The sequence below is a fragment of the Paraburkholderia sp. MM5384-R2 genome, from assembly GCF_014201025.1.
Lineage (GTDB): Bacteria > Pseudomonadota > Gammaproteobacteria > Burkholderiales > Burkholderiaceae > Paraburkholderia > Paraburkholderia tuberum.
The window spans coordinates 61,739-84,947 of record NZ_JACHDI010000015.1; the positions used below are offsets into that span (position 1 = coordinate 61,739).

A 23,209-nucleotide genomic window follows, 5' to 3' on the forward strand; every position below is an offset into this window, starting at 1 on the left:
CTGTCATGCGCATTAAGCCTGGCTAGTCGCGCCGCGTTCGGCGAGCCATGCGTCGACCCGCGCGAGCGCGCCAGCGAGCGCCGCTTCGAGCTCGGGCGTCTGCGCCATGCCGCCCCACAGCAGCCGGTCGGCCGCGAACGCGCGCAGCGGATCGGGCGCCGTGAAAAAGGCGTGCGCGACGCGCTCGTCCATCACGCCGTCCTGATACGCGTAGGGTAGCTTGCCCGTGTGCCAGCGTTCCAGAAAGCGGAAGAACAACGCGGGCAGCATCGCGCTCGCCGCCGGCGTGACGCCGCGCTCGAAGCATTCGGCGAGTGTCGGCGCGATGAAGCCGGGCAACTTCGAGAAGCCATCGGCGGCGACGCGCTGGTTCGTGTCGAGGATATGCGGGTTGCTGAAGCGCTCGAGCACGACGTCGCGATAGCGTTCGAGATCGAGCGGACTCGGCGTCAGACACGGGATCACGTCCTCGGTCACGTAGTCGTACGCGAACTGGCGGATGTCGGCGTCGAGCGTGCCTTCGTGAATGTAGTTCAGGCCGACCAGCGTGCCCGCCCACGCGATGCAGCTATGCGTCGCGTTGAGAATGCGGATCTTCGCTTCCTCGTACGGCAGCACCGAATCGACGAGTTCCGCGCCGACCTTCTCCCAGGCGGGCCGTCCCGCGATGAAGCGGTCTTCGATCACCCACTGGATGAACGCCTCGCCCATCACCGGACTCGCGTCGTCGACGCCGGTCGCGGCCTTGACGCGCTCGCGCACGTCGGGCGTCGGACGCGGCGTGATGCGATCGACCATCGAACACGGGCATGACGTGTTGTCGTCGAACCATTGCGCGAGTTCGTTCGCGCCGCGTCGTTCGAGAAACTCGCTCATGCCCGCATGAAAGCGCTCGCCGTTGCTGCGCAGGTTGTCGCAGGTCTGCAGCGTGACGGGTCCCGCGCCGCGCTTCACGCGCGCGTCGAGAATCGCCGCGAGCGCGCCGTAGATCGTCGTGTGGCCGCCGGCGAGGTCGGCGGCGAGATCGGCATTCGCGGTGTCGAGCCGGTCGTGTTCGTCGAGGTAATAGCCGCCTTCGGTCACGGTGAACGCGATGATCTTGCAAGCTGGATCGGCGCCCGCGTCGATCAGTCCGTCGAGGCTTTCGCTCCACGGCAGCACGCGCTCGATCGAGCGGATCGTCTCGTAGGCGCGCTCGCCTTGCGGCGTGACGGTTTCGAGCGTGTAGACGCCGTTCTGCGCGGCGAGCGCTTCGAGCACCGGATTCATGTCGCCGCGGATATTGCCCACGCTCAGCGACCAGCGCGGTTCGCCGGCCGTGCTCGCTTCGTTCAGCCGGTGCAGATACCACGCCTGATGCGCGCGATGAAACGATCCCGCGCCGATGTGCAGGATCACGTGTGCGGCCGCGCCGCTGCCTTGCCCGCTGTTCATGTTGTGTCTCCAAAAACTTGTCCGCGGCGCTCGCGGCGCGCGTTCTGTGCGTGTAGAGCATTTGCTCTGTATGTGAGCGAATGATCGTACCCGGAGAAACGAAAGTCAAGGCAAGGGGCGGGCTTTTGATGGCGCAGCGCGGCATGGGCGATGCGCCGGCGGCAGCGACGAGCGCCCGAGGCGAGAAAACGAGTCGCGCCGCTCATATTGCATTGCATCAAATTTGACCGCGCACGCGTCGGGGCTAACCCGAATACAAAAAAGTATCGGTCCGCGGTTTCTTTTAAAGTGGTCGCCAACGCGTTTGGCGGTTACTTTTCGCTTTACAAGATCAAGATCGGCGGTGCCTCCCGCGCGCCGCTTCATGGAGGCAGACAGTGCAACCTGATCTCGAAATCGTGGCCGTACGCCACGACGAATCGTTCAAAGTGTGGTCGCATGGCTATCCGTATCGCACGGTGCGCTGGCACTTTCATCCGGAGTACGAAATCCATCTGATCGTCGCGACGACCGGCAAGATGTTCGTCGGCGATCACATCGGCAGCTTCGCGCCCGGCAACCTCGTGTTGATGGGGCCGAACCTGCCGCACAACTGGATCAGCGACGTGCCCGAAGGCGAGAGCGTCGCGCAGCGCAATCTCGTCGTGCAGTTTGGCCAGGAGTTCGTATCGAACTGTCTCGAGAGTTTTCCGGAGTGGCGTCAGGTCGAGGCGCTGCTCGCCGACGCGCGTCGCGGCCTGTCGTTCGGTCTGGAGACATCCGCGCAGATCAAGCCGCTCTTTCTCGAACTGCTCGCGGCGCGCGGGCTGCGCCGGCTCGTGCTGTTCATGTCGATGCTCGAGATCCTGATCAACGCGCCGGATCGCGACACGCTCGCGAGTCCCGCTTATCAGGCCGATCCGACCAGCTTCGCGGCGACCCGCATCAATCACGTGCTCGCGTATATCGGCAAGAACCTCGCGAACGAGTTGCGCGAGTCGGAGCTTGCGCAACTCGCCGGCCAGAGCGTCAGCGCGTTTTCGCGTTATTTCCGCCGCCATACCGGGCTGCCGTTCGTGCAGTACGTGAACCGCATGCGCATCAATCTCGCGTGCCAGTTGCTGACCGACGGCGAACTGAGCGTGACCGACATCTGCTTCAAGGCGGGCTTCAACAACCTGTCGAATTTCAACCGGCAGTTTCTAGCGATGAAGGGCATGGCGCCGTCGACGTTTCGCCGTTATCAGCAGCTGAACGATGCGAGCCGCGATGCTTCCGAGCAGGCGGCCGCGCATGGCAGGGGCATCGACAACGCGCCGGCGATCGTGCTTGCGCCGGGCTTGTCGCGTAGCGGCGTCGCGTACCCGGTCACATAGTGCCCGCCCGGTAGTTCACAGCTTTATTCCACTCGCGTTTCAACACGCATCGATCGCGCTGTGCGCCCACAGCGCGACGGGGCGTGCTCACTTCAAAAAATGGAGACAACCATGAAGCCGTCTACTCTTTCGCTTAACCCTTCGATGATGTTCGCGCGCCGTGTCGCCGCGCTCGCGTTCGGTTTGTCGCTAGTCGCTGTGTCGGCCGCGCAGACCGCGCAGGCCGCGCCGCTCAAAATCGGCATGACGTTCCAGGAACTGAACAACCCGTACTTCGTGACGATGCAGAAAGCGCTGAACGACGCGGCCGCGTCGACCGGCGCGACGGTCATCGTGACCGACGCGCATCACGACGTCAGCAAGCAGGTCAGCGACGTCGAAGACATGCTGCAAAAGAAGATCGACATCCTGCTCGTCAATCCGACCGACTCGACCGGCATCCAGTCGGCGGTCATGTCGGCGAAGAAGGCGGGCGTCGTCGTGGTCGCGGTCGATGCGAACGCGAACGGTCCGGTCGATTCGTTCGTCGGCTCGAAGAACTACGACGCGGGCGTGATGGCGTGCGACTACCTCGCGAAGTCGATCGGCGGCAGCGGCGAAGTGGCGATTCTCGACGGCATTCCGGTCGTGCCGATTCTCGAACGCGTGCGCGGCTGCAAGGCGGCGCTCGCGAAGTCGCCGGGCGTGAAGCTCGTCGATACGCAGAACGGCAAGCAGGAACGCGCGACCGCGTTGTCCGTCACCGAGAACATGATTCAGGCGCACCCGAACCTGAAGGGCGTGTTCAGCGTGAACGACGGCGGCTCGATGGGCGCGCTGTCGGCGATCGAATCGTCGGGCAAGGACATCAAGCTGACGAGCGTCGACGGCGCACCGGAAGCGATCGCCGCGATCCAGAAGCCGAATTCGAAATTCGTCGAGACGTCCGCGCAATTCCCGGCCGACCAGGTGCGCATCGCGCTCGGCATCGCGCTCGCGAAGAAGTGGGGCGCCAATGTGCCGAAAGCGATTCCGGTCGACGTGAAGATGATCGACAAGAGCAACGCTAAGGGCTTCAGCTGGTAATGCAAGCGCAGGCCGCCGCGTATGGAGATCACACGCGGCGGCCGCGGCAGAGGAACACGCGATGGACACGATTCTGAAGCTCGACAACATCAGCAAGAGCTTTCCCGGCGTGAAGGCGCTGCAAGGCATTCACCTAGAGATCGCGCGCGGCGAGATTCACGCGCTGCTCGGCGAGAACGGCGCGGGCAAGTCGACGCTGATGAAGATTCTGTGCGGCATCTACCAGCCGGACGAAGGCACGATCACGCTCGACGGCGAGCAACGCCACTTCGCGAACTATCACGACGCGGTGGCCGCGGGCGTCGGTATCGTGTTTCAGGAGTTCAGCCTGATTCCGTATCTGAACGCGGTGGAGAACATGTTTCTCGGCCGTGAATTGCGCAACCGCTTCGGTCTGCTCGAACGCGGCAGAATGCGGCGCGCGGCGGCGCGAATTTTTGAGCGGCTTGGCGTAGCGATCGATCTATCGGTGCCGATCCGGGAACTGTCGGTAGCGCAGCAGCAGTTCGTCGAAATCGGCAAGGCGTTGTCGCTCGATGCGCGCGTGCTGATTCTCGACGAACCGACCGCGACGCTCACGCCTGCCGAGGCCGCGCATCTGTTCACGATCATGCGCGAGTTGAAGCAGCAGGGCGTCGCGATGATCTTCATCTCGCACCACCTCGAAGAGATTTTCGAGGTGTGCGACCGCATCACGGTGCTGCGCGACGGCCAGTACGTCGGCACGACCGAGGTCGCGCAATCCGACGTGAGCCGGCTCGTGCAGATGATGGTGGGACGTCGCATCGAAAGCAGCTTTCCGCCGAAGCCGCCGCCGCGCGCCGACGCGAAGGTCGTGCTCGACGTCGTGCGCTTGCAGCTGTTCAAAGACAGCCCCGAGCTGAGCTTCACGCTGCGCGAGGGCGAGATTCTCGGCTTCGCGGGACTCGTCGGTTCGGGGCGCACCGAGACCGCGCTCGCGGTGATCGGCGCGGAGCGCGCATATGTGAAGGAAATTCGCGTCAACGGCGCGGCCGCAAAGCTCGCCGATCCGGCCGATGCGCTGCGCGCGGGCGTCGGCATTCTGCCCGAGAGCCGCAAGACCGATGGGCTCATTACCGAGTTCTCGATCAAACAGAACATCTCGATCAACAACCTCGGCAAGTACCGGTCGCTACGTTTGTTCATCGACCAACGTAGCGAGGCGCGCGCGACCGCCGACATCATGAAGCGCGTCGGCGTGAAGGCCCCAACCATGCACACCGAAGTCGCGACGCTGTCGGGCGGCAATCAGCAGAAGGTCGTGATCGCGCGCTGGCTCAATCACCACACCAACATCCTGATCTTCGACGAACCGACGCGCGGCATCGACGTCGGCGCGAAGGCCGAAATCTATCTGCTGATGCGCGAACTGACCGCGCGCGGCTACTCGATCATCATGATCTCGTCCGAGTTGCCGGAGATCGTCGGCATGTGCGACCGCGTCGCCGTATTCCGGCAGGGCCGCATCGAAGCGCTGCTCGAAGGCGACGCGATCGAATCGAATGCCGTGATGACCTATGCGACCGCCGGTTCGGCTGGAGCCTCTCATGAACATGCCTAATCCTTTCTCTTCGCCGAAAACATCGAGTGTCAACAGCGACACGCCGGGCGCGCCTGCGCGCTTCACGTGGGCCGCGCTGAAACGCTCGACGCTGTTCTATCCGTTCATCGGTCTGCTGGTCGTGTGCATCGTAATGGTGTTCGCGAGCGACAGCTTTCTGTCGGCCGCGAACATCGAGAACGTGCTGCGCCAGGTGTCGATTAACGCGATCATCGCGGTCGGCATGACCTGCGTGATCCTGACGGGCGGCATCGATCTGTCGGTCGGCTCGGTGATGGCGCTCTCGGGCACGCTGTCGGCCGGGCTGATGGTCGCCGGCATGAATGGGGTGGCCGCGCTTGCGGTCGGCCTCGCGGTCGGTCTCGGCTTCGGCGCGGCCAACGGCTTTTTCGTCGCGTTCGCCGGCATGCCGCCGATCATCGTCACACTCGCGACGATGGGTATCGCGCGCGGCCTCGCACTGATCTACACGGGCGGCTATCCGATCGATGGTCTGCCCGACTGGGTCAGCTTCTTCGGCAGCGGCAAGATTCTCGGCGTCCAGGCGCCGGTCGTGATCATGGCGGTGATCTATCTGATCGCGTGGGTGCTGCTCGAACGGATGCCGTTTGGCCGCTATGTGTATGCGATCGGCGGTAACGAGCAGGCGACGCGATTGTCCGGCGTACGTGTGGCGCGCGTGAAGCTGATCGTCTACACGATCGCGGGTTTGACGTCCGCGTTCGCGGCGATCGTGCTGACCGCGCGCCTGATGAGCGGCCAGCCGAACGCGGGCGTCGGTTTCGAACTCGACGCGATCGCCGCCGTCGTGATGGGCGGCACGTCGATCTCCGGTGGGCGCGGCTCGATCATTGGCACGCTGATCGGCGCGCTGTTACTCGGCGTCCTGAATAACGGCCTGAACATGGTCGGCGTGAATCCGTACGTGCAGAACGTGATCAAGGGCGGAATCATTCTGCTCGCAATCTACATCAGCCGCGAGCGCAGAAAGTAACGCTCGCTTCCCCACATCCCTCTTTTCGCAGGACCATGCAATGACGACTCAATCCGACCAGCAGAACATGACCGCCATCGTCTGTCATGCACCGAAAGACTATCGAGTCGAGCAGGTACAGAAACCACGCGCGCGCGCGCACGAACTCGTGATCCGCATCGCCGCGTGCGGCATCTGCGCGAGCGACTGCAAATGCCATTCGGGCGCGAAGATGTTCTGGGGCGGCCCGAGCCCATGGGTCAAGGCACCGGTGATTCCGGGTCATGAGTTCTTCGGCTATGTCGAGGAACTGGGCGAGGGCGCGGCCGAGCATTTCGGCGTGCAGAAGGGCGAGCGCGTGATCGCCGAGCAGATCGTGCCGTGCGGCAAGTGCCGCTACTGCAAATCCGGCCAGTACTGGATGTGCGAAGTGCACAACATCTTCGGCTTTCAGCGCGAGGTGGCGGACGGCGGCATGGCCGAGTACATGCGCATTCCGCCGACCGCGATCGTCCACAAGATTCCCGACGGCATCTCGCTCGAAGACGCCGCGATCATCGAGCCGCTCGCGTGTGCGATTCACACGGTCAATCGCGGCGATCTGCAACTCGACGACGTGGTCGTGATCGCGGGCGCGGGGCCGCTCGGTCTGATGATGACGCAGGTCGCGCATCTGAAGACGCCGAAGCAGCTCGTCGTGATCGATCTCGTCGAAGAACGGCTCGCACTCGCGCGCGAATATGGCGCGGACGTGACGATCAATCCTCGGAAGGACGACGCGCTCGCGATCATCCATTCACTGACGGACGGCTACGGCTGCGACGTCTATATCGAAACGACGGGTGCGCCGATCGGGGTGAATCAGGGGATGGACCTGATCCGCAAGCTCGGGCGCTTCGTCGAATTCTCGGTGTTCGGCGCGGATACGACGCTCGACTGGTCGGTGATCGGCGATCGCAAGGAACTCGACGTGCGCGGCGCGCATCTTGGGCCCTATTGCTATCCGATCGCAATCGATCTGCTCGCGCGCGGACTCGTTACGTCGAAGGGCATCGTCACGCACGGCTTTTCGTTGGAAGAATGGGACGAAGCGATCAGGATCGCGAACTCGCTCGATTCGATCAAGGTGCTGATGAAGCCGCGCGCGTGAATCTGGGGCGCGGCGTTTCAACGGAGACTCTATGAACTACGTCATCGGCGTCGATATCGGCACGCAGAGCACGAAGGCGCTGCTGGTCGACGAGCACGGCGCGATCGTCGCGCAGCATGCGTCGAGCTATCAGCCCGATACGCCGAAGCCATTGTGGGCCGAGCAGTGGCCCGCGGTGTGGCTGAAGGCCGTGGTCGAATGCGTGGCCGCGTGCGTCGGCGAGGCGAAGGCGGCCGGCGTCGCGCCGGGCGCGATCAAGGCACTGTGCGTGAGTAGCCTGTACGGCGGCTCGGGCATTGCGGTCGACAACGACATGCGGCCGCTCGCGCCGTGCCTGATCTGGATGGACCGGCGCGCGACCGCGCAGGTCGACTGGGTGCGCGAGAACGTCGATCTCGAACGGCTCTATACGATCACCGGCAACGGGGTGGACAGCTACTACGGTTACACGAAGATGCTGTGGCTGCGCGAGAACGAGCCGGACGTGTGGGCGCATACGCGCTATTTTTTGCCGCCGAACGCATACGTGATCTACATGCTGACCGGCGAGGTCGCCGTCGATCACAGCTCGGCCGGCAATATCGGCGGCGTCTACGATATCGCGCGGCGCGACTGGTCGGACGAAGCCCTCGACATGCTCGGCATTCCCGCGACGATGATGCCGGAGCGGCTCGTCGAATCGTCGGAGGTGGTGGGCGGGCTGTTGTCGCAATGGACCGCGCAGCTCGGGCTCGACGCGGGCACCGCGATCGTCGCGGGCGGCGTCGATGCGGCGATGGCGACGTTCGCGGCCGGCGTCACGCGCGCGGGGCAGCACGTCGCGATGATCGGCACCAGCATGTGCTGGGGTTACATCAATCAGCGTGTCGACGCACGGCACGGTTTGATCAGCATGCCGCACGTTTTCAACGGGCAGCACGACATCTACGTATTCGGTGGCGCGATTACCGCGGGCGCGTCGGTCACCTGGTATCGCGAGCAGTTCTGTCATGCGGAGATCGAGGCCGCGCGCGCGACACCGCATGGCGATCCGCATCGGCTACTCGAAGAGAGCGCCGCGCAAGTGCCGGCCGGCGCCGACGGCGTGCTGTTCCTGCCGTATCTGATGGGCGAGCGCAGCCCGGTGTGGGATGCGAAAGCGAGCGGCGCGTTCGTCGGGTTGTCGCTGTTTCATACGCGCGCGCATCTGTATCGCGCCGTGCTCGAAGGCGTGTCGTTCGCGCTGAAGCACAACATCGAGGCGGGGCGCGAAGGCGCGCAATCGCTCGACGACAAGCTGATCGTGGTCGGCGGTGCCGCGCATTCGGACCTGTGGATGCAGATCATCGCCGACGTCACCGGCTATCCGGTCTACACGATCGAGCAGGACGTCGAAGCCGCGATGGGCGCCGCGCTGCTTGCCGCGCTCGGCGTCGGCCTCGTGTCGCGCGAAGCGGCGCAAGGCGGCTGGGTCACGCTGATCGAGCGCGCGCAGCCCGACGCAAGGCGCATGGCGCTATACGAAGAGCGCTTCGGCGTGTACACGGACCTCTATCCGGCGTTGAAGCCGGTCATGCATCGCTTGCAATCGTCATGAACGCTACTTTCGATTTTTCCGGCCGCTCGATTCTGGTGACGGGCGCCTCCAGCGGCATCGGCCGCGCGACGGTCGAGGTGCTGTGCGCGAGCGGCGCGTCGGTCGTCGCGGCCGCGCGCAACGTGAACGAGCTCGCGCGGCTCGCCGAGGGAACCGGCTGCGAGCCGTTGAGGCTCGACATCAGCGACGAAGCCGCGATCGACGAAGCAATGGCCTCGCTCGAACCGTTCGACGGTCTGGTGAATTGCGCGGGCATCGCGTTGCTCGAACGCGCGGTGGAAACGACGGCCGCAAGCTTCGATCGCGTGATGGCGGTGAATGCGCGCGGGGCGGTGCTGGTCGCGAAGCACGTCGCGCGTGGCATGCTCGACGCGGGGCGCGCGGGCAGCATCGTCAACGTGTCGAGCCAGGCCGCGCTCGTCGCGCTCGACGATCATCTGAGCTATTCGGCGTCGAAGGCCGCGCTCGATGCAGTCACGCGCGCGTTGTGCATCGAGCTGGGGCCGTACGGAATTCGCGTGAACAGCGTGAACCCGACGGTCACGCTGACGCCGATGGCGGTGCTGGCGTGGAGCGATCCTGTCAAACGCGATCCCGCTTTGCAGGCGATTCCGCTCAGGCGCTTTGCCGAATCGGCGGAAGTTGCCGCGCCGATTCTGTTTCTGTTGAGCGACGCGGCGTCGATGATCAGCGGGGTGTGTTTGCCGATCGATGGTGGTTATACCGCGCGCTAGCGGGTGTCAGGCACTGTCGGTTGCCGGGTGAAATGGAAGTACGCGCAAGCCCTACCAGACGGTGGGGCCGTCCGGTGGGAGGAAGTGCGGGCTACTCACTCAGAAGAAGACGCTTAAGCTTGTCAAGGAAAGCCTCGGTGGTCTGCTCCCACGCTGTCGGATCGCACTGGTAGCCAAAATTTTCCTCAAATGCTGCGTCAAGGTTCCCCGCATGATCGCTCTTGAATCGGTCTATCTCGGCCACCGTCGCGCTAATCTCTTCCGGTGTGCATTCGCATGTAAAAGACAAAACCAATTCCTCAATTGTGTTTCCGAACAAGTCGAAATCTTCATGGAAGCGGCCACCAATCAATTGATACAAATTTTCGTATCTCAGATTGATCGACTGGCCGGATAGCACAGCCGCTAGTTGCTGAGCACTCAGCACAACCTTCAGTCCTTCGTCGTCGGCGGCACCGGGCATATCGAAACCCTCTGATGTTTTTATGGGGTTCCGATGCTGCCATGCTGACCATCTCTCAAGATTCGGATAACTCCGAACTTGCGTAATAGTGTTGGCTTGCTCTTTGTTCCCCGCCAGGAGGTCAGGTTTGCCCGGGAAGTGCCTTACATGCGCTAACCGCTACAGCATCGTCCGCACGTGCCAAAGCTCGGGAAACAGCACCACGTCGAGCATCTTGCGCAGATACTGCGCGCCGCTCGTGCCGCCGGTGCCCTGCTTGAAGCCGATGATGCGCTCGACCGTCGTCACGTGGCGGAAGCGCCACTGGCGAAACGCATCTTCCAGATCGACGAGTTCCTCGGCCATCTCGTACAGATCCCAATGCTCGGACGGATTGCGATACACCTCGAGCCACGCCGCTTCGACCGATGCGTCATGTTCGGTCGGCTTCGTCCAGTCGCGTTCGAGCCGCGCGGGCGAAATCCTGAAGCCGCGGCGCGCGAGCAGCCTCACCACTTCGTCGTAGAACGACGGCGCTTCGAGTGATGCCTTCACTTGCGCGTACACGTCGGCGCGATGCGCGTGCGGCTTCAGCATCTGCTCGTTCTTGTTGCCGAGCAGGAATTCGATCTGCCGGTACTGATACGACTGAAAGCCCGACGAACTGCCGAGGTACGGCCGCATCGCCGTGTATTCGGACGGCGTCATCGTCGCGAGCACGCTCCACGCCTGCACCAGCTGCTCCATGATTCGCGACACGCGCGCAAGCATCTTGAACGCGGGCGGCAGGTCGTCGCGATGCACGGCCGCGAGCGCCGCGCGCAGTTCGTACAGCGCGAGCTTCATCCATAGCTCGCTCGTCTGATGCTGGATGATGAACAGCATCTCGTTGTGATCCGGCGACAACGGATGCTGCGCGTCCAGCACCGTGCCGAGCGACAGATAATCGCCGTAGCTCATCGACTCCGAGAAGTCGAGCTGCGCGTCGTGCCAGCCGCTGTCGGCCGCGCTCGCGGACGGCGCCGACGCCGTCCGTCCGTGCCCGAACGGGCAGCCTTGTGCCGCCGGTTCTTCTGGCAAGCCCGGCGTGTGCATGTGATCGGTCATTCTGTCGTCCTCAGGTAACGGCGCCGCGCTGGGCGAATTCAGGGGCCCGCCAGGCCTCGCGGGTGAGCACGTCGCGCAAGATTTCGACGGCGTCCCATACGTCGACGAAGCGCGTGTACAGCGGCGTGAAGCCGAAGCGCAGCACGTGCGGCTCGCGATAGTCGCCGATCACGCCGTGCGAGATCAGCGCCTGCATCACCTCGTAGCCGTGCGGATGTTCGAAGCTCGCGTGCGAGCCGCGCTGCGCATGCTCACGCGGCGTCACGAGCTTCATTGGAAATTCGCTGCAACGTGTCTCGACGAGTTCGATGAACAGATCGGTCAGCGCGAGCGACTTCTGGCGGACCGCCTGCATAGACGTTTGCAGGAACACGTCGAGCCCGCATTCGACGAGCGCCATCGACACCATCGGCTGCGTGCCGCACAGGTAGCGGCCCACGCCGTTGTCGGGCTGATACGTCGGGTTCATCTCGAACGGCGCGCGATGCCCCCACCAGCCCGACAGCGGTTGCGCAAACTCGTTCTGGTGACGTCTGGGCACCCACACGAACGCGGGCGAACCGGGACCGCCGTTCAGATACTTGTAAGTGCAGCCGACCGCATAGTCGGCACCGACGCCGTTCAGATCGACCGGCACCGCGCCCGCCGAATGCGCGAGATCCCACAGCGCGAGCGCGCCCCTGTCGTGAATCAGCTTCGTCAGCGCGGCCATGTCGTGCATGTAGCCGGTGCGGTAGTTCACGTGCGTGATCATCGCGATCGCGGTGTCCTCGCCGATCGCTTCGGGCAGTTCGGACGGATCGTCGACGAGGCGCAGCTCGTAGCCGCGATCGAGCTGCTCGATCAGGCCCTGCGCGATATACAGATCGCTCGGGAAGTTCGAGCGCTCGGACACGATCACGCGACGCTTCGGATCGCGCGCATTGGCGAGCCGCACGGCGGCCGACAGCAGCTTGAACAGGTTGATCGAGATCGTGTCGGTAATCACGACTTCGTCTTCGGCCGCGCCGATCAGCGGCGCGAGCTTGTTGCCGAGTCGGCGCGGCAGCGCGAACCAGCCGGCATTGTTCCAGCTGCGGATCAGTCCTTCGCCCCATTCGGCGGCGATCACGGTCTGCGCGCGCTGCGCGGCGGCGGCCGGCGGCACGCCGAGCGAGTTGCCGTCGAGATAGATGGTCGTCGGCGACAGCGCGAACTGTTCGCGCAGCGCTGCGAGCGGTTCGGCGCTGTCGAGCGCCACGGCTTCATCACGATGGTTCATGTTGGTTCGATGGGTTGGGTTGTCGGGTTGATCGCTCGCCGGGGAGCGTGGCTGAGCGCGAGCCGGGCAGTGCACGCAGCACCGCGCGCACCGGGCTCGCGTCGAGCGTGGTCAGCTTCAGCGGCAGCGCGATCAGTTCGTAGTCGCCGGGTTCGACCGCGTCGAGCACGATGCCCTCGAGAATCGCCATCCGGTGCGCGCGAATGCGGTGATGCGCATCCATGGTCTTCGATTCCTGCGGATCGAGCGACGGCGTGTCGATGCCGAGCAGCGTCACGCCGCGCGCGGCGAGCAGGTCGACGGTCTCGGGCGCGACCGCGCAGAACGCACTATCCCACTCGCGCGTCGGCGCTTTTCTGTAAGTGCGCAGTAAGACTCGCGGCGGCAAATCGTCGAGCGAGCCGGCCAGATGTTGTGGCGTCACAACAGGCGACGCGCCGATACAGTCAATCACTCTGCATAAACCGAGATATGCGTCGAGCGGCACGTTGCCGATCGCGGCGCCGTCGGCGTCGTAGTGCAGCGGCGCGTCGGTATGCGCGCCGGTGTGCGGCGAGATCGTCAGACGCGCGACATTGACCGGCGAGCCAGCCTCCATGCGCCAGACGCGCTCGATGCCGACCGGCGTGTCGCCCGGCCAGACGGGCGTGGCGGTATCGACGGCGGGGGTGATGTCCCAGAGTGCTCGCATGACGGTATCGACGGTTGGTAACTATCTCTAAATGATAGAGGTCAAGCTGTGAAATGTGATTGCGAAAAAATCTCCTTACCAGCCGTGTCTTGGAACATAATTTGAGTCAAACAGGAAAGGGAGACCGAATATGAACGCGATCTCGCTCGACGCCACCGATTGCCGTATCTTGACGGTGCTTCAGCAGGAAGGACGGATCAGCAATCTCGACCTGGCGGAGCGCATCTCGCTCTCGCCGTCGGCCTGTCTGCGACGCCTGCGTCTGCTGGAAGAGCAGGGCGTCATCGAACACTACCGAGCGTGCCTGAACCGCGAAGTTTTGGGGTTCGAGCTGGAAGCGTTCGTGCAGGTATCGATGCGCAACGACCAGCAGAACTGGCACGAGCGCTTTGCCGAAGCGCTGCGCGACTGGCCCGAAGTGGTCGGCGCTTTCGTCGTGACCGGCGAAACCCACTATCTGCTGCGCGTGCTCGCGCACAACCTCAAGCACTATTCGGACTTCGTGCTCAATCGCCTGTACAAGGCGCCAGGGGTGATGGACATCCGCTCGAACATCGTGCTCGAAACGCTGAAGGAAGATTCGGGCGTGCCGGTGTCGCTCGTGAAGAAGAACAGCGGGCACGGAGCCACGCATAGCGACCGTTCAGGATGATGAGGGCGGGGCGCGCCGTTTTCGACGCGTCCGACCGACAGGCGCTACAGACGCCAGGGAAGCGCCGCGCCGCTCAAAGCGGCTTCAGGCCGTGGAACTGCGCGCTCTGGAACACGAGCGGCAGCATGTCCGCGGCATTTTCATGCACACCGCAGCGCTCCACTTCGCCGACGAAAATCACGTGGTCGCCTTCCTCGTAGCGGCTGCGGTTATGGCATTCGAACCACGCGAGTGCGCCGTCGAGCACCGGCATGCCGGTGTCGCCCGCCGCGTGCGACACGCCCTCGAAGCGGTCGCCCTTCACGGTCGCGAAGCGCTTGCACAGATCGAGCTGCGTCGAGGCCAACACATTGATCACATAGTGACTGTTGGCGCGGAACACCGGCATCGACGCGGAGCGCGTCGCGAGACTCCACAGCACGAGCGGCGGAGAAAGCGACACCGAGTTGAACGAACTGGCCGTGATGCCGATCAGTTGGCCGGACGCGGCGCGCGTCGTGATCACGGTGACGCCGGTCGCGAACTGGCTGAGCGCCTGTTTGAACGCGGACGGGTCGAAGTTGGGTGGGCTCGCGCGCTTCATTGGGGCGAGGCCCCCGTCGCGCGCCGTGTGAAAGAACGACTGCAGCGCGAATCAAGGCGCGAATTGAAGCGTATACCCGCGCGGCGGGAAGCGGATGTTTCGAAAGTCATGGTGAAAATCGTTGATTTCCGCCAATTTTAACTGCAATCGCCGCGCGCGCCGCACCACGATGCGTGCGGCGCGTGGCAACCGGGCGATTGCATCGACGATCGCCTCGAAAGGCTGCACCCGAAAATTTGCCGATCGTGCTGGATCGAGGCGCGGGCGCGGCGCTTGCGTGAGTGAGGCACGGTTATTCACACGTCGCGTGCCGGCGTTTCTATACTCGATATCTGCACGGCCGGATTTGCGGTCATTGCGCGACGGGTGCCTGACTCGTGCCTGGCTGCGCCTTTCGGAACGCGTGTTCGGCCATATATTCGGATGCGGTGGCAGATACGGCGGCGCTACGCAGGCCGGCTGCCGATCATTGTGTGAATCTGATCCTGGGGTGAAGCTTATGAACGAGACAGCAACGCTCGGCGGTGGATGTTTCTGGTGCCTCGAAGCGGTGTATCTGGGCGTCGAGGGCGTCAATGCGGTGGAGTCGGGTTATGCGGGCGGTCACACGCGCCATCCGAGCTACGAGCAGATCTGTGACGGCGACACCGGTCACGCGGAAGTGGTCAAGGTCGACTTCGATCCGGCCAAGATCAGCTATCGCGAGATTCTCGACATCTTTTTCGCGATCCACGATCCGACCCAGCTGAACCGGCAGGGCAACGACGTCGGCACGCAATACCGCTCGGTGATCTTCACGCATTCCGACGCGCAGCGCGAAACCGCGCTGCAGGCGATTCGCGAGATCGGCGAACAGCGCATCTACGACGGCAGGCTCGTGACCGAGGTGCTGCCGCTCGGCGACAACTACTGGCCCGCCGAGGCCTACCACCAGAACTATTTCGCGCAGCATCCGAATCAGGGCTATTGCTCGTTCGTGGTAGCGCCGAAAGTCGCGAAATTCCGCCAGAAGTTCGCGCATCGGATCAAGGCGGGTTAACGGCGCAGCGCGGGGATTGGAGTCGGCAACGGGCGGATGCGTGAGACCGCCCGCTGCTGTTCGTCACTGCGGTTCCTGTGCTCGCGATGGCACCTCGTCGCCGTTATCGCCGCGTCCCTGCGTGACACGCACGCAGGCTTCGACGATTTCTTCGGCCAGTTTCACGCAGCTGAGCGGCGCCGATCCCTCCGCCTTGTTGTTGACCGCGATCACGACCGGCTGACCAGCGAGCGCGTAGCGCGCGGCCAGCTCGGCGAGCGACGCGCGCGTCGCCGGATCTTCGTCGACGAGCCGGTTGAACGGCTCGTACTTCGCCTTCGCCTGTTCGTACTTGAAACCGCCGTGCAGGCTCCAGCGCACGATCAGCGGACCGGCCGGCTCGCCGTCGAGCAGCGCGAGCGCCGCGGCCTGGCGCAGCGGATCGGGCATCCGCGCATGAACGCCGACGCAGTAGCGCACGCCAGCCGTCTTCAGCATGCGGATGAAGCGCGGCGTGAGCAGGCTCGCGTCGCGAATCTCGACCGCGTAGCAACTGCCGTCGGGCAGCCCGGGCAGCGCGTCGAAAAACTCCCCCAGTCGTTCGATGAATACCGCCGGCTGCGCGAGCATCTGATCCGGCAGCGGCGAGAACTGGAACACCAGCGCGCCGGCCTTTGCGCCGAGGCCTTCGAGGCAGGGCGTGACGAAATCGTCGATCGCCATCCGCGCGTTCAGGAAGCACGGGTTCAGCGACACCGGCTCGCCGCGCTCGGCGCGCACGGTGGCGTCGGTGATCGTCATCGGCGCCTTGACGATGAAGCGGAAGTGCTCGGGCACCTGCTGCGCGTAGCGCAGGTATTCGGTGACCGTCAACGCCTGGTAGAACGAGCGGTCGATGCTGACCGTCTTCAGCAGCGGATGTGCGCCGTACGCACTCAAGCCCTCGCGCGACAGTTTGCTGTTGCTGTAGTCATTGCCGTAGACGATGCCTGTCCAACCCGGGAACGACCATGTCGACGTGCCGAGGTGGATCTGCGGCGGCAATTGCGCCGCGAGCGCGAGCAGCTCCGGCGAGGGCGGTGCAGCGAGCACGTCGCGGCTGCGGCGCTTTTTCGGGGCGTCGGCGGAGGCCGGGGTGGAGTCTGGTTCAGGAGCGGGGCTGTCGGGCGGGGTGTCGGCTTCGAACAGCGACGCGGGGGCGTTGGATATTGCGGTCTTCGGCGTGCGCTTGTGCTCTGGCTGCGCGGCAGCGCTGGCGGCCGAATCGGCCTCACGTGCGGACATGGCCGGCGCTTCTGCCGCAGCCTCCACCGGCATCCCGAACAGATCGAACTGCTGCGCGGCCTGATGCGCCGCATCGTCCGCGCTGCCGTCCTTGCCGTCCGACGGCTCTTCGACGTCACTCGTCCTGCTCTGGTCCATCAATGTCCGGCCTGCTGTTCATCAGAATTGCGCCGCGGCGCGCGCTCCATGCACGCCGCCGCGGCGCGACCGGTCACAAACCGGGTCACAGCCGGGTCACAGCGGTTTTTCGTACATGTAGCGGCGCGACCACGGCAGGGTTTTCGCGCTGCGGCCGGCTTTGCGGCACACCACCTGGAAAATCGACACGTCGTCGTTTTCGAACGCATACGCGCAGCCGGCCAGATACACGCGCCAGATGCGGAATTTTTCGTCGTCGACGAGCTTGCGCGCCTGGTCCGCGTGGGCTTCGAAATTTTCCGCCCAGATGTCGAGCGTGTGCGCATAGTGACGGCGCAGGCTTTCGACGTCAACCGCTTCGAGCCCGCCGCGCTGCATCGCTTCGAGCGCGAGGCTGATGTGCGGCAGCTCGCCGTCCGGGAACACGAAGCGGTCGATGAACTCACCGCCGCCGAGCGCGGTTTCGCCGCTATCGGCGTCGCTCGACGTGATGCCGTGGTTCATCGCGATGCCGTCGTCGGCGAGCAGATCGTGCATCTTCCGGAAATAGCCGGGCAGGTTTTTGCGGCCGACGTGCTCGAACATGCCGACGCTCGTGATGCGGTCGAACTGCCCCTTGATGTCGCGATAGTCCTGCAGGCGGATTTCGATCTGGTTTTCGAGGCCCGCCGCTTTCACGCGCGCGGTGGCGAGATCGAACTGGTTCTGCGACAGCGTGACGCCGACGCACTTCGCGCCGAACTTCTGCGCGGCGCGCAGCACGAGCGCGCCCCAGCCGCAGCCGATGTCGAGCAGACGCTGCCCGGGCTGCAGCTGGATTTTGGTCAGAATGTGATCGATTTTCTTCAGCTGCGCGGTCGCGAGGTCTTCGCTGCCGGTCTCGAAGTACGCGCACGAGTAGACCATGTTCTCGTCGAGCCACAACCTGTAGAACTCGTTCGACACGTCGTAGTGATACTGGATCGCTTTCTTATCCGACGTCTTCGAATGATTGAAGTAGCGCCGCACGCGCGCGAGCTTGCCGGCGCTCGTCACGGTGCTGCGCGCGAGCTGATAGCCGATATTGATGATGTCCGATAGCTTGCCCTCGATGTCGATCTTGCCTTTGACATAGGCTTCGCCAAGATTGTCGAGGCTCGGTTCGAGCAGATAGGGCAGCGCGGTTGCGCTCTTCACGTGTAGCGTGACCCGGGGCGCGGCGAACTGCCCGAAGTCGTGTTGCTGACCGTCCCACAGCACGAGGCGTGCGGGCAGGTTAGCGGTGGTTTTGACATCTTCAACCCACTGCGCCAGCTTTTTCTCCCAGAACATGTGATCTCTCCGTGTTCGTTGATTTAAAGCAAAGCTATGTGGATCGCGACATGGCGCGGCGCATTCCGCGGGCCGCGCAACGCAATCCCGCCGACGCGCGCCGCTACGCTGGCGCCGCCGCCGGCCTCATTCGTCCGGTCATCGACCGGTCAGGGCGACAGGCGTGCGATCAGCCAGTTGGCGCTTTCTTCCGCGCGCGTGTAAAGCAGACGATCGTGCAGCCGAGACGGCCGCCCCTGCCAGAATTCAATCGCGTCGGGCACCAGACGGTAGCCACCCCAGTGCGGCGGACGCGGAGGATTTTCGCCGTATTGCAGGCTGATTTCGCGTTCGCGTACTTCGAGCTGCGAACGGCTTTCAATCACCTGACTCTGATTCGATGCCCATGCGCCGATCCGCGAGCCGAGCGGACGAGACGCGAAATACGCGTCACTGTCTGCCTCGCTCGTTTTGACGACGCGGCCCTCGATGCGCACCTGGCGTTCGAGTTCGATCCAGTGAAACAGCAGGCTCGCGTAGGGGTTCACGTTCAGTTCGCGGCCCTTGCGGCTTTCATAGTTGGTGAAGAATACGAAACCGCGCTCGTCGACACCCTTGATGAGCACGATGCGTGCCGAAGGCCGGCCGCGCGCGTCGACCGTGGCCAGCGTCATTGCATTCGGCTCGGGCAGCTTGGCGTCGATGGCCTGCTGGAACCACGTGTCGAATTGACGGAACGGATCGTGGTTGACGTCGGCAACGTCCAGTGAACCCAGCGAGTAGTTTTTTCGAAGCTCGGCGAGTGAGATCATGTTCTTATGCGAACGCTACAGTGTGGGCCAAGTATAGCTAAGGCGTCAGGTTTTTGCGCGCGAGCGGAGCAACGGATGGCGCGGCGCATGTTGCGCCAGCGCAAGCCTGCAACATTGCGTCGCTGCTCGTGGTCCTGCGCGGCTGTTTTCACGTGTTCAGGCAAAATACGGGCTGCGCGCCCAATTTGCCAAAGCAATTTGCCCAGGCGATTTGCCAAAGCGCCGCCGCCTGCTTTGTTCCGCCTGTGTTTTCGAGCCCCTGCCATCATGTCCAGCACCGCCGCGCAATCCGATCTTACTACCAGCCTCGACGCGAACGAAACCGCCGACCGCGCGCGCCGTTTCGGCGGCATCGCCCGTCTGTATGGCGCGCCTGCGCTCGCCGCATTCGAGGGTGCGCACGTCGCGGTGATCGGCATCGGCGGGGTGGGGTCGTGGGTCGCGGAGGCGCTTGCGCGCAGCGCGCTCGGCACGCTGACGCTGATCGATCTCGACAACGTCGCGGAAAGCAACACGAACCGGCAGATTCACGCGCTCGACGGCAACTACGGAAAACCGAAGGTCGAAGCGATGGCCGAACGCATCTCGGCAATCAATCCGTACTGCGAGGTGCGGCTGATCGAGGACTTCGTCGAGCCGGACAATTTCGCGGCCACGCTCGGCGGCGGCTTCGACTATGTGATCGACGCGATCGACAGCGTGCGCACGAAGACCGCGCTGATCGCATGGTGCGTCGAGCGCAAGCAGCCGCTGATCACGGTCGGCGGCGCGGGCGGTCAGCTCGACCCGACGCGGATCCGCATCGACGATCTCGCGCTGACGATCCAGGACCCGCTGCTGTCGAAGGTGCGCGGGCAGTTGCGCAAGCAGCATGGCTTTCCGCGCGGGCCTAAGGCGAAGTTCAAGGTGAACGCCGTGTATTCCGACGAGCCGCTGATCTATCCGGAAGCGGCCGTCTGCGATATCGATGAAGAAGCCGAGCACGTGAGCACGTCGCCGGGGCATACGGGGCCGGTCGGCTTGAACTGCGCGGGGTTTGGCTCCAGCGTGTGCGTGACCGCGAGCTTTGGTTTTGCGGCCGCGGCGTACGTGTTGCGGGAGCTGGCGAAGAAGGCGACGGTTTAGGTGGCAGCCCGGGCGGCGGTTTCAACCGCGCTGACCCAGGCTGCCATCGGGCAAAACATCACAATCGATCAATACAACGACGCGCTCAGCCTGCGCCGCCACTGCGACACCAGCTCCGGCTGATGCGCGGCCAGATCAAACACCGACAACATCGTCTTGCGGCCGATATCGTCGCGGAACGCGCGGTCGCGTTGCACGATCGCGAGCAGATGTTCGAGCGCCTGCGCGTATTTGCGTCGCGCGATAAACGCATTCGCGAGATCGAAGCGTGCTTCGAGATCGTCGGGGTTGCCGGCGACACGCGCTTCGAGCGCATCGGTGGGCGGCAGGTCCGCGGCGGCGTCCACCGCGTCGAGCCGCGTCTTGATCGCGTTGAAACGAGCGTCGATGCCTTGCGTGGTTTTCGGCGACAGCAGATCGACTTCGTTGCGGGCCTCATCGATGCGGTTGTCTTCGAGCAGTAACTCGATGCGGTCCATGCGCGCGTCGTCGAAGCCCGGGTCGTAAGCGAGCGCCGCTTGCAGCAGGTCGTAGGCGTCGTCGCGGCGGCCTTCGGCGAGCGCGGTCTGCGCTTCGATGCGCGCGGCCGGCGCCCCTTGCGGCACGAGCCGGTCGAGGAACTCGCGCAGTTGTCCTTCCGTCAGCACGCCGACGAACTGATCGACGGCCTGGCCGTCGGCGAACGCGATCACGTGCGGAATGCTGCGCACCTGGAAGTGCGCGGCCAGCTCATGGTTCTCGTCCACGTTGACCTTCACGAGCTTCCATTTGCCGGCGGCTTCGGCTTCGAGCTTTTCGAGCATCGGGCCGAGACTCTTGCAGGGGCCGCACCACGGCGCCCAGAAATCGACCAGCACGGGGGCCAGCATCGACGCCTTGATGACGTCCTGTTCGAAAGTGGCCAGAGTGGTGTCCATTGCGTCCTCGTCGATAGAAACGGTTTGTGGCTAGCTGGGGCCGAATCGCACGAATTCAATGCCCACCCTGGCGCGCGGCCCGGCGCCGTCACTTGCGCTGCGGCAGCGGAATCCATTCGGTTTCGCCGGGCACGTGGCCCATTTCCTGATTGGTCCACGCGAGCTTCGCGGCTTCGATCTTCTCGCGCGAGCTCGCGGCCAAATTCCATTCGATGAAGCGCTCGCCGTCGAGCTTCTCGCCGCCGAGCAGCATCGCGCGCGCGCCGTGCGTGCTCGCGAGCGTGACGGTTTCGTCGAGCGCGAGCACGGCCATCTGGCCCGCTTCGAGCGGCGTGCCGTCGATCTCCAGATCGCCTTCGACCAGATATACACCGCGCTCCTCGTGCTCCGGTTCGAGCGCGAACGCGCTGCCCGGCGTGAAGTCGGCGGCGACGTACAGCGTGCCCGAAAACGTCGCGACCGGCGACACCGCGCCGAACGCGGTGCCCGCGATCACGCGCAGCGTCACGCCGTTGCGCTCGACGACCGGCAAGGTCGCCGCCGCGTGATGCGCGAACGACGGCTCGGCGTCTTCATCGGCGAGCGGCAGCGCGACCCAGGTCTGGATGCCGTGAATCGTCTGGCCGCGCGCGCGGTCTTCCGGCGGCGTTCGCTCCGAATGGACGATGCCGCGCCCGGCCGTCATCCAGTTGACGTCGCCGGGGACGATCTTCTGCTCGGAGCCGAGGCTGTCGCGATGCATGATCGCGCCGTCGAACAGATAGGTGACGGTCGCGAGGCCGATATGCGGATGCGGGCGCACGTCGAGGCCGCTGCCGGGTTCGAGGGTCGCGGGGCCCATGTGGTCGAAGAAAATGAACGGGCCGACGAGGCGCGCCGCCATCGCAGGCAGGACACGCCGCACGGTCAGATTGCCGATGTCGCGTAAGTGCGGTTTGAGGACGGCTTTGATCGAGGAAGTCATGGGCAGGCTCGACGGGAAAATGGAGGGAGAAGGCTCGAATGGTCGATTCTACTGCGCGTCGCGCGCTGCCGACGGCATCGGCGCACGCTCGCCATGAGCGGGCGCAACGAAGCGAATTTGCAGCCTCCGTTACACTGCCAGATCGAACCATTTCTTTGGAGACCCGGATGTCGCCCAGGGACTTGCTGCTCGCGCTGATCGTCGTGCTCGCGTGGGGCGTCAATTTCGTCGTGATCAAGGTCGGCCTGCACGGCGTGCCGCCGATGCTGCTCGGCGCGCTGCGCTTTACGCTCGCTGCGGTCCCGGCGGTGTTTTTCGTCAAGCGGCCGCAGATGCCGTGGCGGTGGCTGTTCGCCTACGGCGCGACGATCTCGTTCGGGCAATTCGCGTTCCTGTTCTCGGCGATGTACGTCGGCATGCCGGCGGGGCTTGCATCGCTGGTGCTTCAGGCGCAGGCGTTTTTCACGCTGATCTTCGCGGCGCTGTTTCTGCACGAGCGCTTCCGTTTGGCGAACGTCGCGGGTCTGCTGATCGCCGCGGCGGGGCTCGCGGTGATCGGCCTGCAAGGCGGCCACACGATGTCCGTCGCTGGTTTCCTGCTGACGCTGTGCGCCGCGTGCATGTGGGCACTCGGCAACATCGTTACGAAGAAGGTCGGCAAGGTCGATCTGGTCGGACTCGTCGTGTGGGGGAGCCTGATTCCGCCGCTGCCGTTTTTCGCGGCGTCGTTCGTGTTCGAAGGGCCGCGCGAGATCGCCGCCGCGTTGACCGGTATCAGCGCGCTGTCGATCTTCGCGATCGTCTATCTGGCGTTTGTCGCGACGCTGCTCGGCTATGGCTTGTGGAGCCGTCTGCTGTCGCGCTATCCGGCGAGCCAGGTCGCGCCGTTCTCGCTGCTGGTGCCAATCGTCGGACTCGCGTCGGCGTCGCTGCTGCTCGGCGAGCAACTGTCTGCGATGCAGGTGGCGGGCGCGTTGCTCGTGATGGCGGGGCTCGCGGTCAACGTGTTCGGCGGCTGGGTCGTGCAGCGCTTGATACCGGCACGCTGAGCAACCG

The 23,209-nt window shown here is 64.3% G+C and carries 23 protein-coding genes; 11 read left to right on the forward strand and 12 right to left on the reverse strand.

The annotated features are described in order from the left end of the window. Positions 1–12: 12 nt before the first annotated feature. On the reverse strand, positions 13–1,434 hold the full coding sequence (gene dalD / locus HDG37_RS22680) for a D-arabinitol 4-dehydrogenase (RefSeq protein WP_184051481.1): 1,422 nt from the start codon (positions 1,432–1,434) through the stop codon (positions 13–15). A gap of 377 nt (positions 1,435–1,811) precedes the next feature. On the opposite strand from dalD, the gene HDG37_RS22685 reads away from it, so the two are divergent. The 7 genes from HDG37_RS22685 (at position 1,812) to HDG37_RS22715 (ending at position 9,869) form a co-directional block, all read left to right on the forward strand. Further along, on the forward strand, positions 1,812–2,789 hold the full coding sequence (locus tag HDG37_RS22685) for an AraC family transcriptional regulator (RefSeq protein WP_184051483.1): 978 nt from the start codon (positions 1,812–1,814) through the stop codon (positions 2,787–2,789). A 111-nt stretch (positions 2,790–2,900) separates the two neighbouring features. Continuing rightward, positions 2,901–3,854 (forward strand): substrate-binding domain-containing protein, encoded by a 954-nt coding sequence (locus tag HDG37_RS22690; protein ID WP_184051485.1) that lies wholly within the window; start codon positions 2,901–2,903, stop codon positions 3,852–3,854. A gap of 61 nt (positions 3,855–3,915) precedes the next feature. Further along, positions 3,916–5,436 carry a sugar ABC transporter ATP-binding protein gene (locus HDG37_RS22695; protein ID WP_184051487.1) on the forward strand — a complete coding sequence of 507 codons (1,521 nt, stop codon included), beginning with the start codon at positions 3,916–3,918 and terminating at the stop codon, positions 5,434–5,436. After that, positions 5,423–6,430 (forward strand): ABC transporter permease, encoded by a 1,008-nt coding sequence (locus tag HDG37_RS22700; protein ID WP_184051489.1) that lies wholly within the window; start codon positions 5,423–5,425, stop codon positions 6,428–6,430. The genes HDG37_RS22695 and HDG37_RS22700 overlap by 14 nt, the downstream gene beginning before the upstream one ends. Positions 6,431–6,470: 40 nt before the next feature. Further along, complete coding sequence (locus HDG37_RS22705; RefSeq protein WP_184023044.1) at positions 6,471–7,559, forward strand: alcohol dehydrogenase catalytic domain-containing protein; 1,089 nt, start codon at positions 6,471–6,473, stop codon at positions 7,557–7,559. Positions 7,560–7,590: 31 nt separating this feature from the next. Then, positions 7,591–9,135, forward strand: coding sequence for an FGGY-family carbohydrate kinase (locus HDG37_RS22710; RefSeq protein WP_184051491.1), 1,545 nt, complete (start codon positions 7,591–7,593; stop codon positions 9,133–9,135). Further along, positions 9,132–9,869 (forward strand): SDR family oxidoreductase, encoded by a 738-nt coding sequence (locus HDG37_RS22715; protein WP_184051493.1) that lies wholly within the window; start codon positions 9,132–9,134, stop codon positions 9,867–9,869. The genes HDG37_RS22710 and HDG37_RS22715 overlap by 4 nt, the downstream gene beginning before the upstream one ends. Positions 9,870–9,960: 91 nt before the next feature. Here HDG37_RS22715 and HDG37_RS22720 read toward each other — a convergent pair whose 3' ends face one another. From HDG37_RS22720 to kynB, 4 genes are all read right to left on the reverse strand, one after another. Beyond that, positions 9,961–10,332, reverse strand: coding sequence for a contact-dependent growth inhibition system immunity protein (locus HDG37_RS22720; RefSeq protein WP_260334964.1), 372 nt, complete (start codon positions 10,330–10,332; stop codon positions 9,961–9,963). A gap of 159 nt (positions 10,333–10,491) precedes the next feature. Continuing rightward, complete coding sequence (gene kynA / locus HDG37_RS22725; protein WP_184051495.1) at positions 10,492–11,418, reverse strand: tryptophan 2,3-dioxygenase; 927 nt, start codon at positions 11,416–11,418, stop codon at positions 10,492–10,494. 10 nt (positions 11,419–11,428) lie between these two features. After that, positions 11,429–12,679, reverse strand: coding sequence for a kynureninase (kynU, locus tag HDG37_RS22730; protein ID WP_184051497.1), 1,251 nt, complete (start codon positions 12,677–12,679; stop codon positions 11,429–11,431). Then, complete coding sequence (gene kynB / locus HDG37_RS22735) at positions 12,666–13,370, reverse strand: arylformamidase (RefSeq protein ID WP_184051499.1); 705 nt, start codon at positions 13,368–13,370, stop codon at positions 12,666–12,668. The genes kynU and kynB overlap by 14 nt, the downstream gene beginning before the upstream one ends. Positions 13,371–13,500: 130 nt before the next feature. Between kynB and HDG37_RS22740 the strand changes: the two genes are divergently transcribed. Then, positions 13,501–14,022 carry an Lrp/AsnC family transcriptional regulator gene (locus HDG37_RS22740; RefSeq protein WP_184051501.1) on the forward strand — a complete coding sequence of 174 codons (522 nt, stop codon included), beginning with the start codon at positions 13,501–13,503 and terminating at the stop codon, positions 14,020–14,022. A 73-nt stretch (positions 14,023–14,095) separates the two neighbouring features. Here the strand turns inward: HDG37_RS22740 and HDG37_RS22745 are convergent, their stop codons facing one another. Together HDG37_RS22745 and HDG37_RS22750 are read right to left on the reverse strand one after the other, a co-directional pair. Next, positions 14,096–14,605, reverse strand: coding sequence for a flavin reductase family protein (locus HDG37_RS22745; protein WP_184051503.1), 510 nt, complete (start codon positions 14,603–14,605; stop codon positions 14,096–14,098). 51 nt (positions 14,606–14,656) lie between these two features. After that, positions 14,657–14,905, reverse strand: a complete 249-nt coding sequence (locus HDG37_RS22750) for a hypothetical protein (RefSeq protein ID WP_184051505.1) — start codon at positions 14,903–14,905, stop codon at positions 14,657–14,659. Between the two features lie 199 nt (positions 14,906–15,104). Here HDG37_RS22750 and msrA point away from each other — a divergent pair, with 199 nt between their 5' ends. Continuing rightward, on the forward strand, positions 15,105–15,644 hold the full coding sequence (msrA, locus tag HDG37_RS22755) for a peptide-methionine (S)-S-oxide reductase MsrA (RefSeq protein WP_184051507.1): 540 nt from the start codon (positions 15,105–15,107) through the stop codon (positions 15,642–15,644). 63 nt (positions 15,645–15,707) lie between these two features. Here msrA and HDG37_RS22760 read toward each other — a convergent pair whose 3' ends face one another. The 3 genes from HDG37_RS22760 to pdxH form a co-directional block, all read right to left on the reverse strand. After that, entirely contained in the window at positions 15,708–17,045 is a 1,338-nt protein-coding gene (locus HDG37_RS22760; protein WP_184051509.1) for a DUF72 domain-containing protein, read from the reverse strand. Between the two features lie 96 nt (positions 17,046–17,141). Further along, positions 17,142–18,356, reverse strand: a complete 1,215-nt coding sequence (locus HDG37_RS22765; RefSeq protein WP_184051511.1) for a cyclopropane-fatty-acyl-phospholipid synthase family protein — start codon at positions 18,354–18,356, stop codon at positions 17,142–17,144. 149 nt (positions 18,357–18,505) lie between these two features. Further along, on the reverse strand, positions 18,506–19,147 hold the full coding sequence (gene pdxH, locus HDG37_RS22770; protein WP_090801646.1) for a pyridoxamine 5'-phosphate oxidase: 642 nt from the start codon (positions 19,145–19,147) through the stop codon (positions 18,506–18,508). A 267-nt stretch (positions 19,148–19,414) separates the two neighbouring features. Between pdxH and tcdA the strand changes: the two genes are divergently transcribed. Then, complete coding sequence (gene tcdA / locus HDG37_RS22775; RefSeq protein ID WP_184051513.1) at positions 19,415–20,272, forward strand: tRNA cyclic N6-threonylcarbamoyladenosine(37) synthase TcdA; 858 nt, start codon at positions 19,415–19,417, stop codon at positions 20,270–20,272. 68 nt (positions 20,273–20,340) lie between these two features. Here tcdA and trxA read toward each other — a convergent pair whose 3' ends face one another. Then, entirely contained in the window at positions 20,341–21,189 is an 849-nt protein-coding gene (trxA, locus tag HDG37_RS22780) for a thioredoxin (RefSeq protein ID WP_184051515.1), read from the reverse strand. An 88-nt stretch (positions 21,190–21,277) separates the two neighbouring features. Next, positions 21,278–22,153 carry a pirin family protein gene (locus tag HDG37_RS22785; protein ID WP_184051517.1) on the reverse strand — a complete coding sequence of 292 codons (876 nt, stop codon included), beginning with the start codon at positions 22,151–22,153 and terminating at the stop codon, positions 21,278–21,280. 167 nt (positions 22,154–22,320) lie between these two features. On the opposite strand from HDG37_RS22785, the gene HDG37_RS22790 reads away from it, so the two are divergent. After that, positions 22,321–23,202 carry an EamA family transporter gene (locus HDG37_RS22790; protein ID WP_184051519.1) on the forward strand — a complete coding sequence of 294 codons (882 nt, stop codon included), beginning with the start codon at positions 22,321–22,323 and terminating at the stop codon, positions 23,200–23,202. The last annotated feature ends 7 nt before the right edge of the window (positions 23,203–23,209 follow it).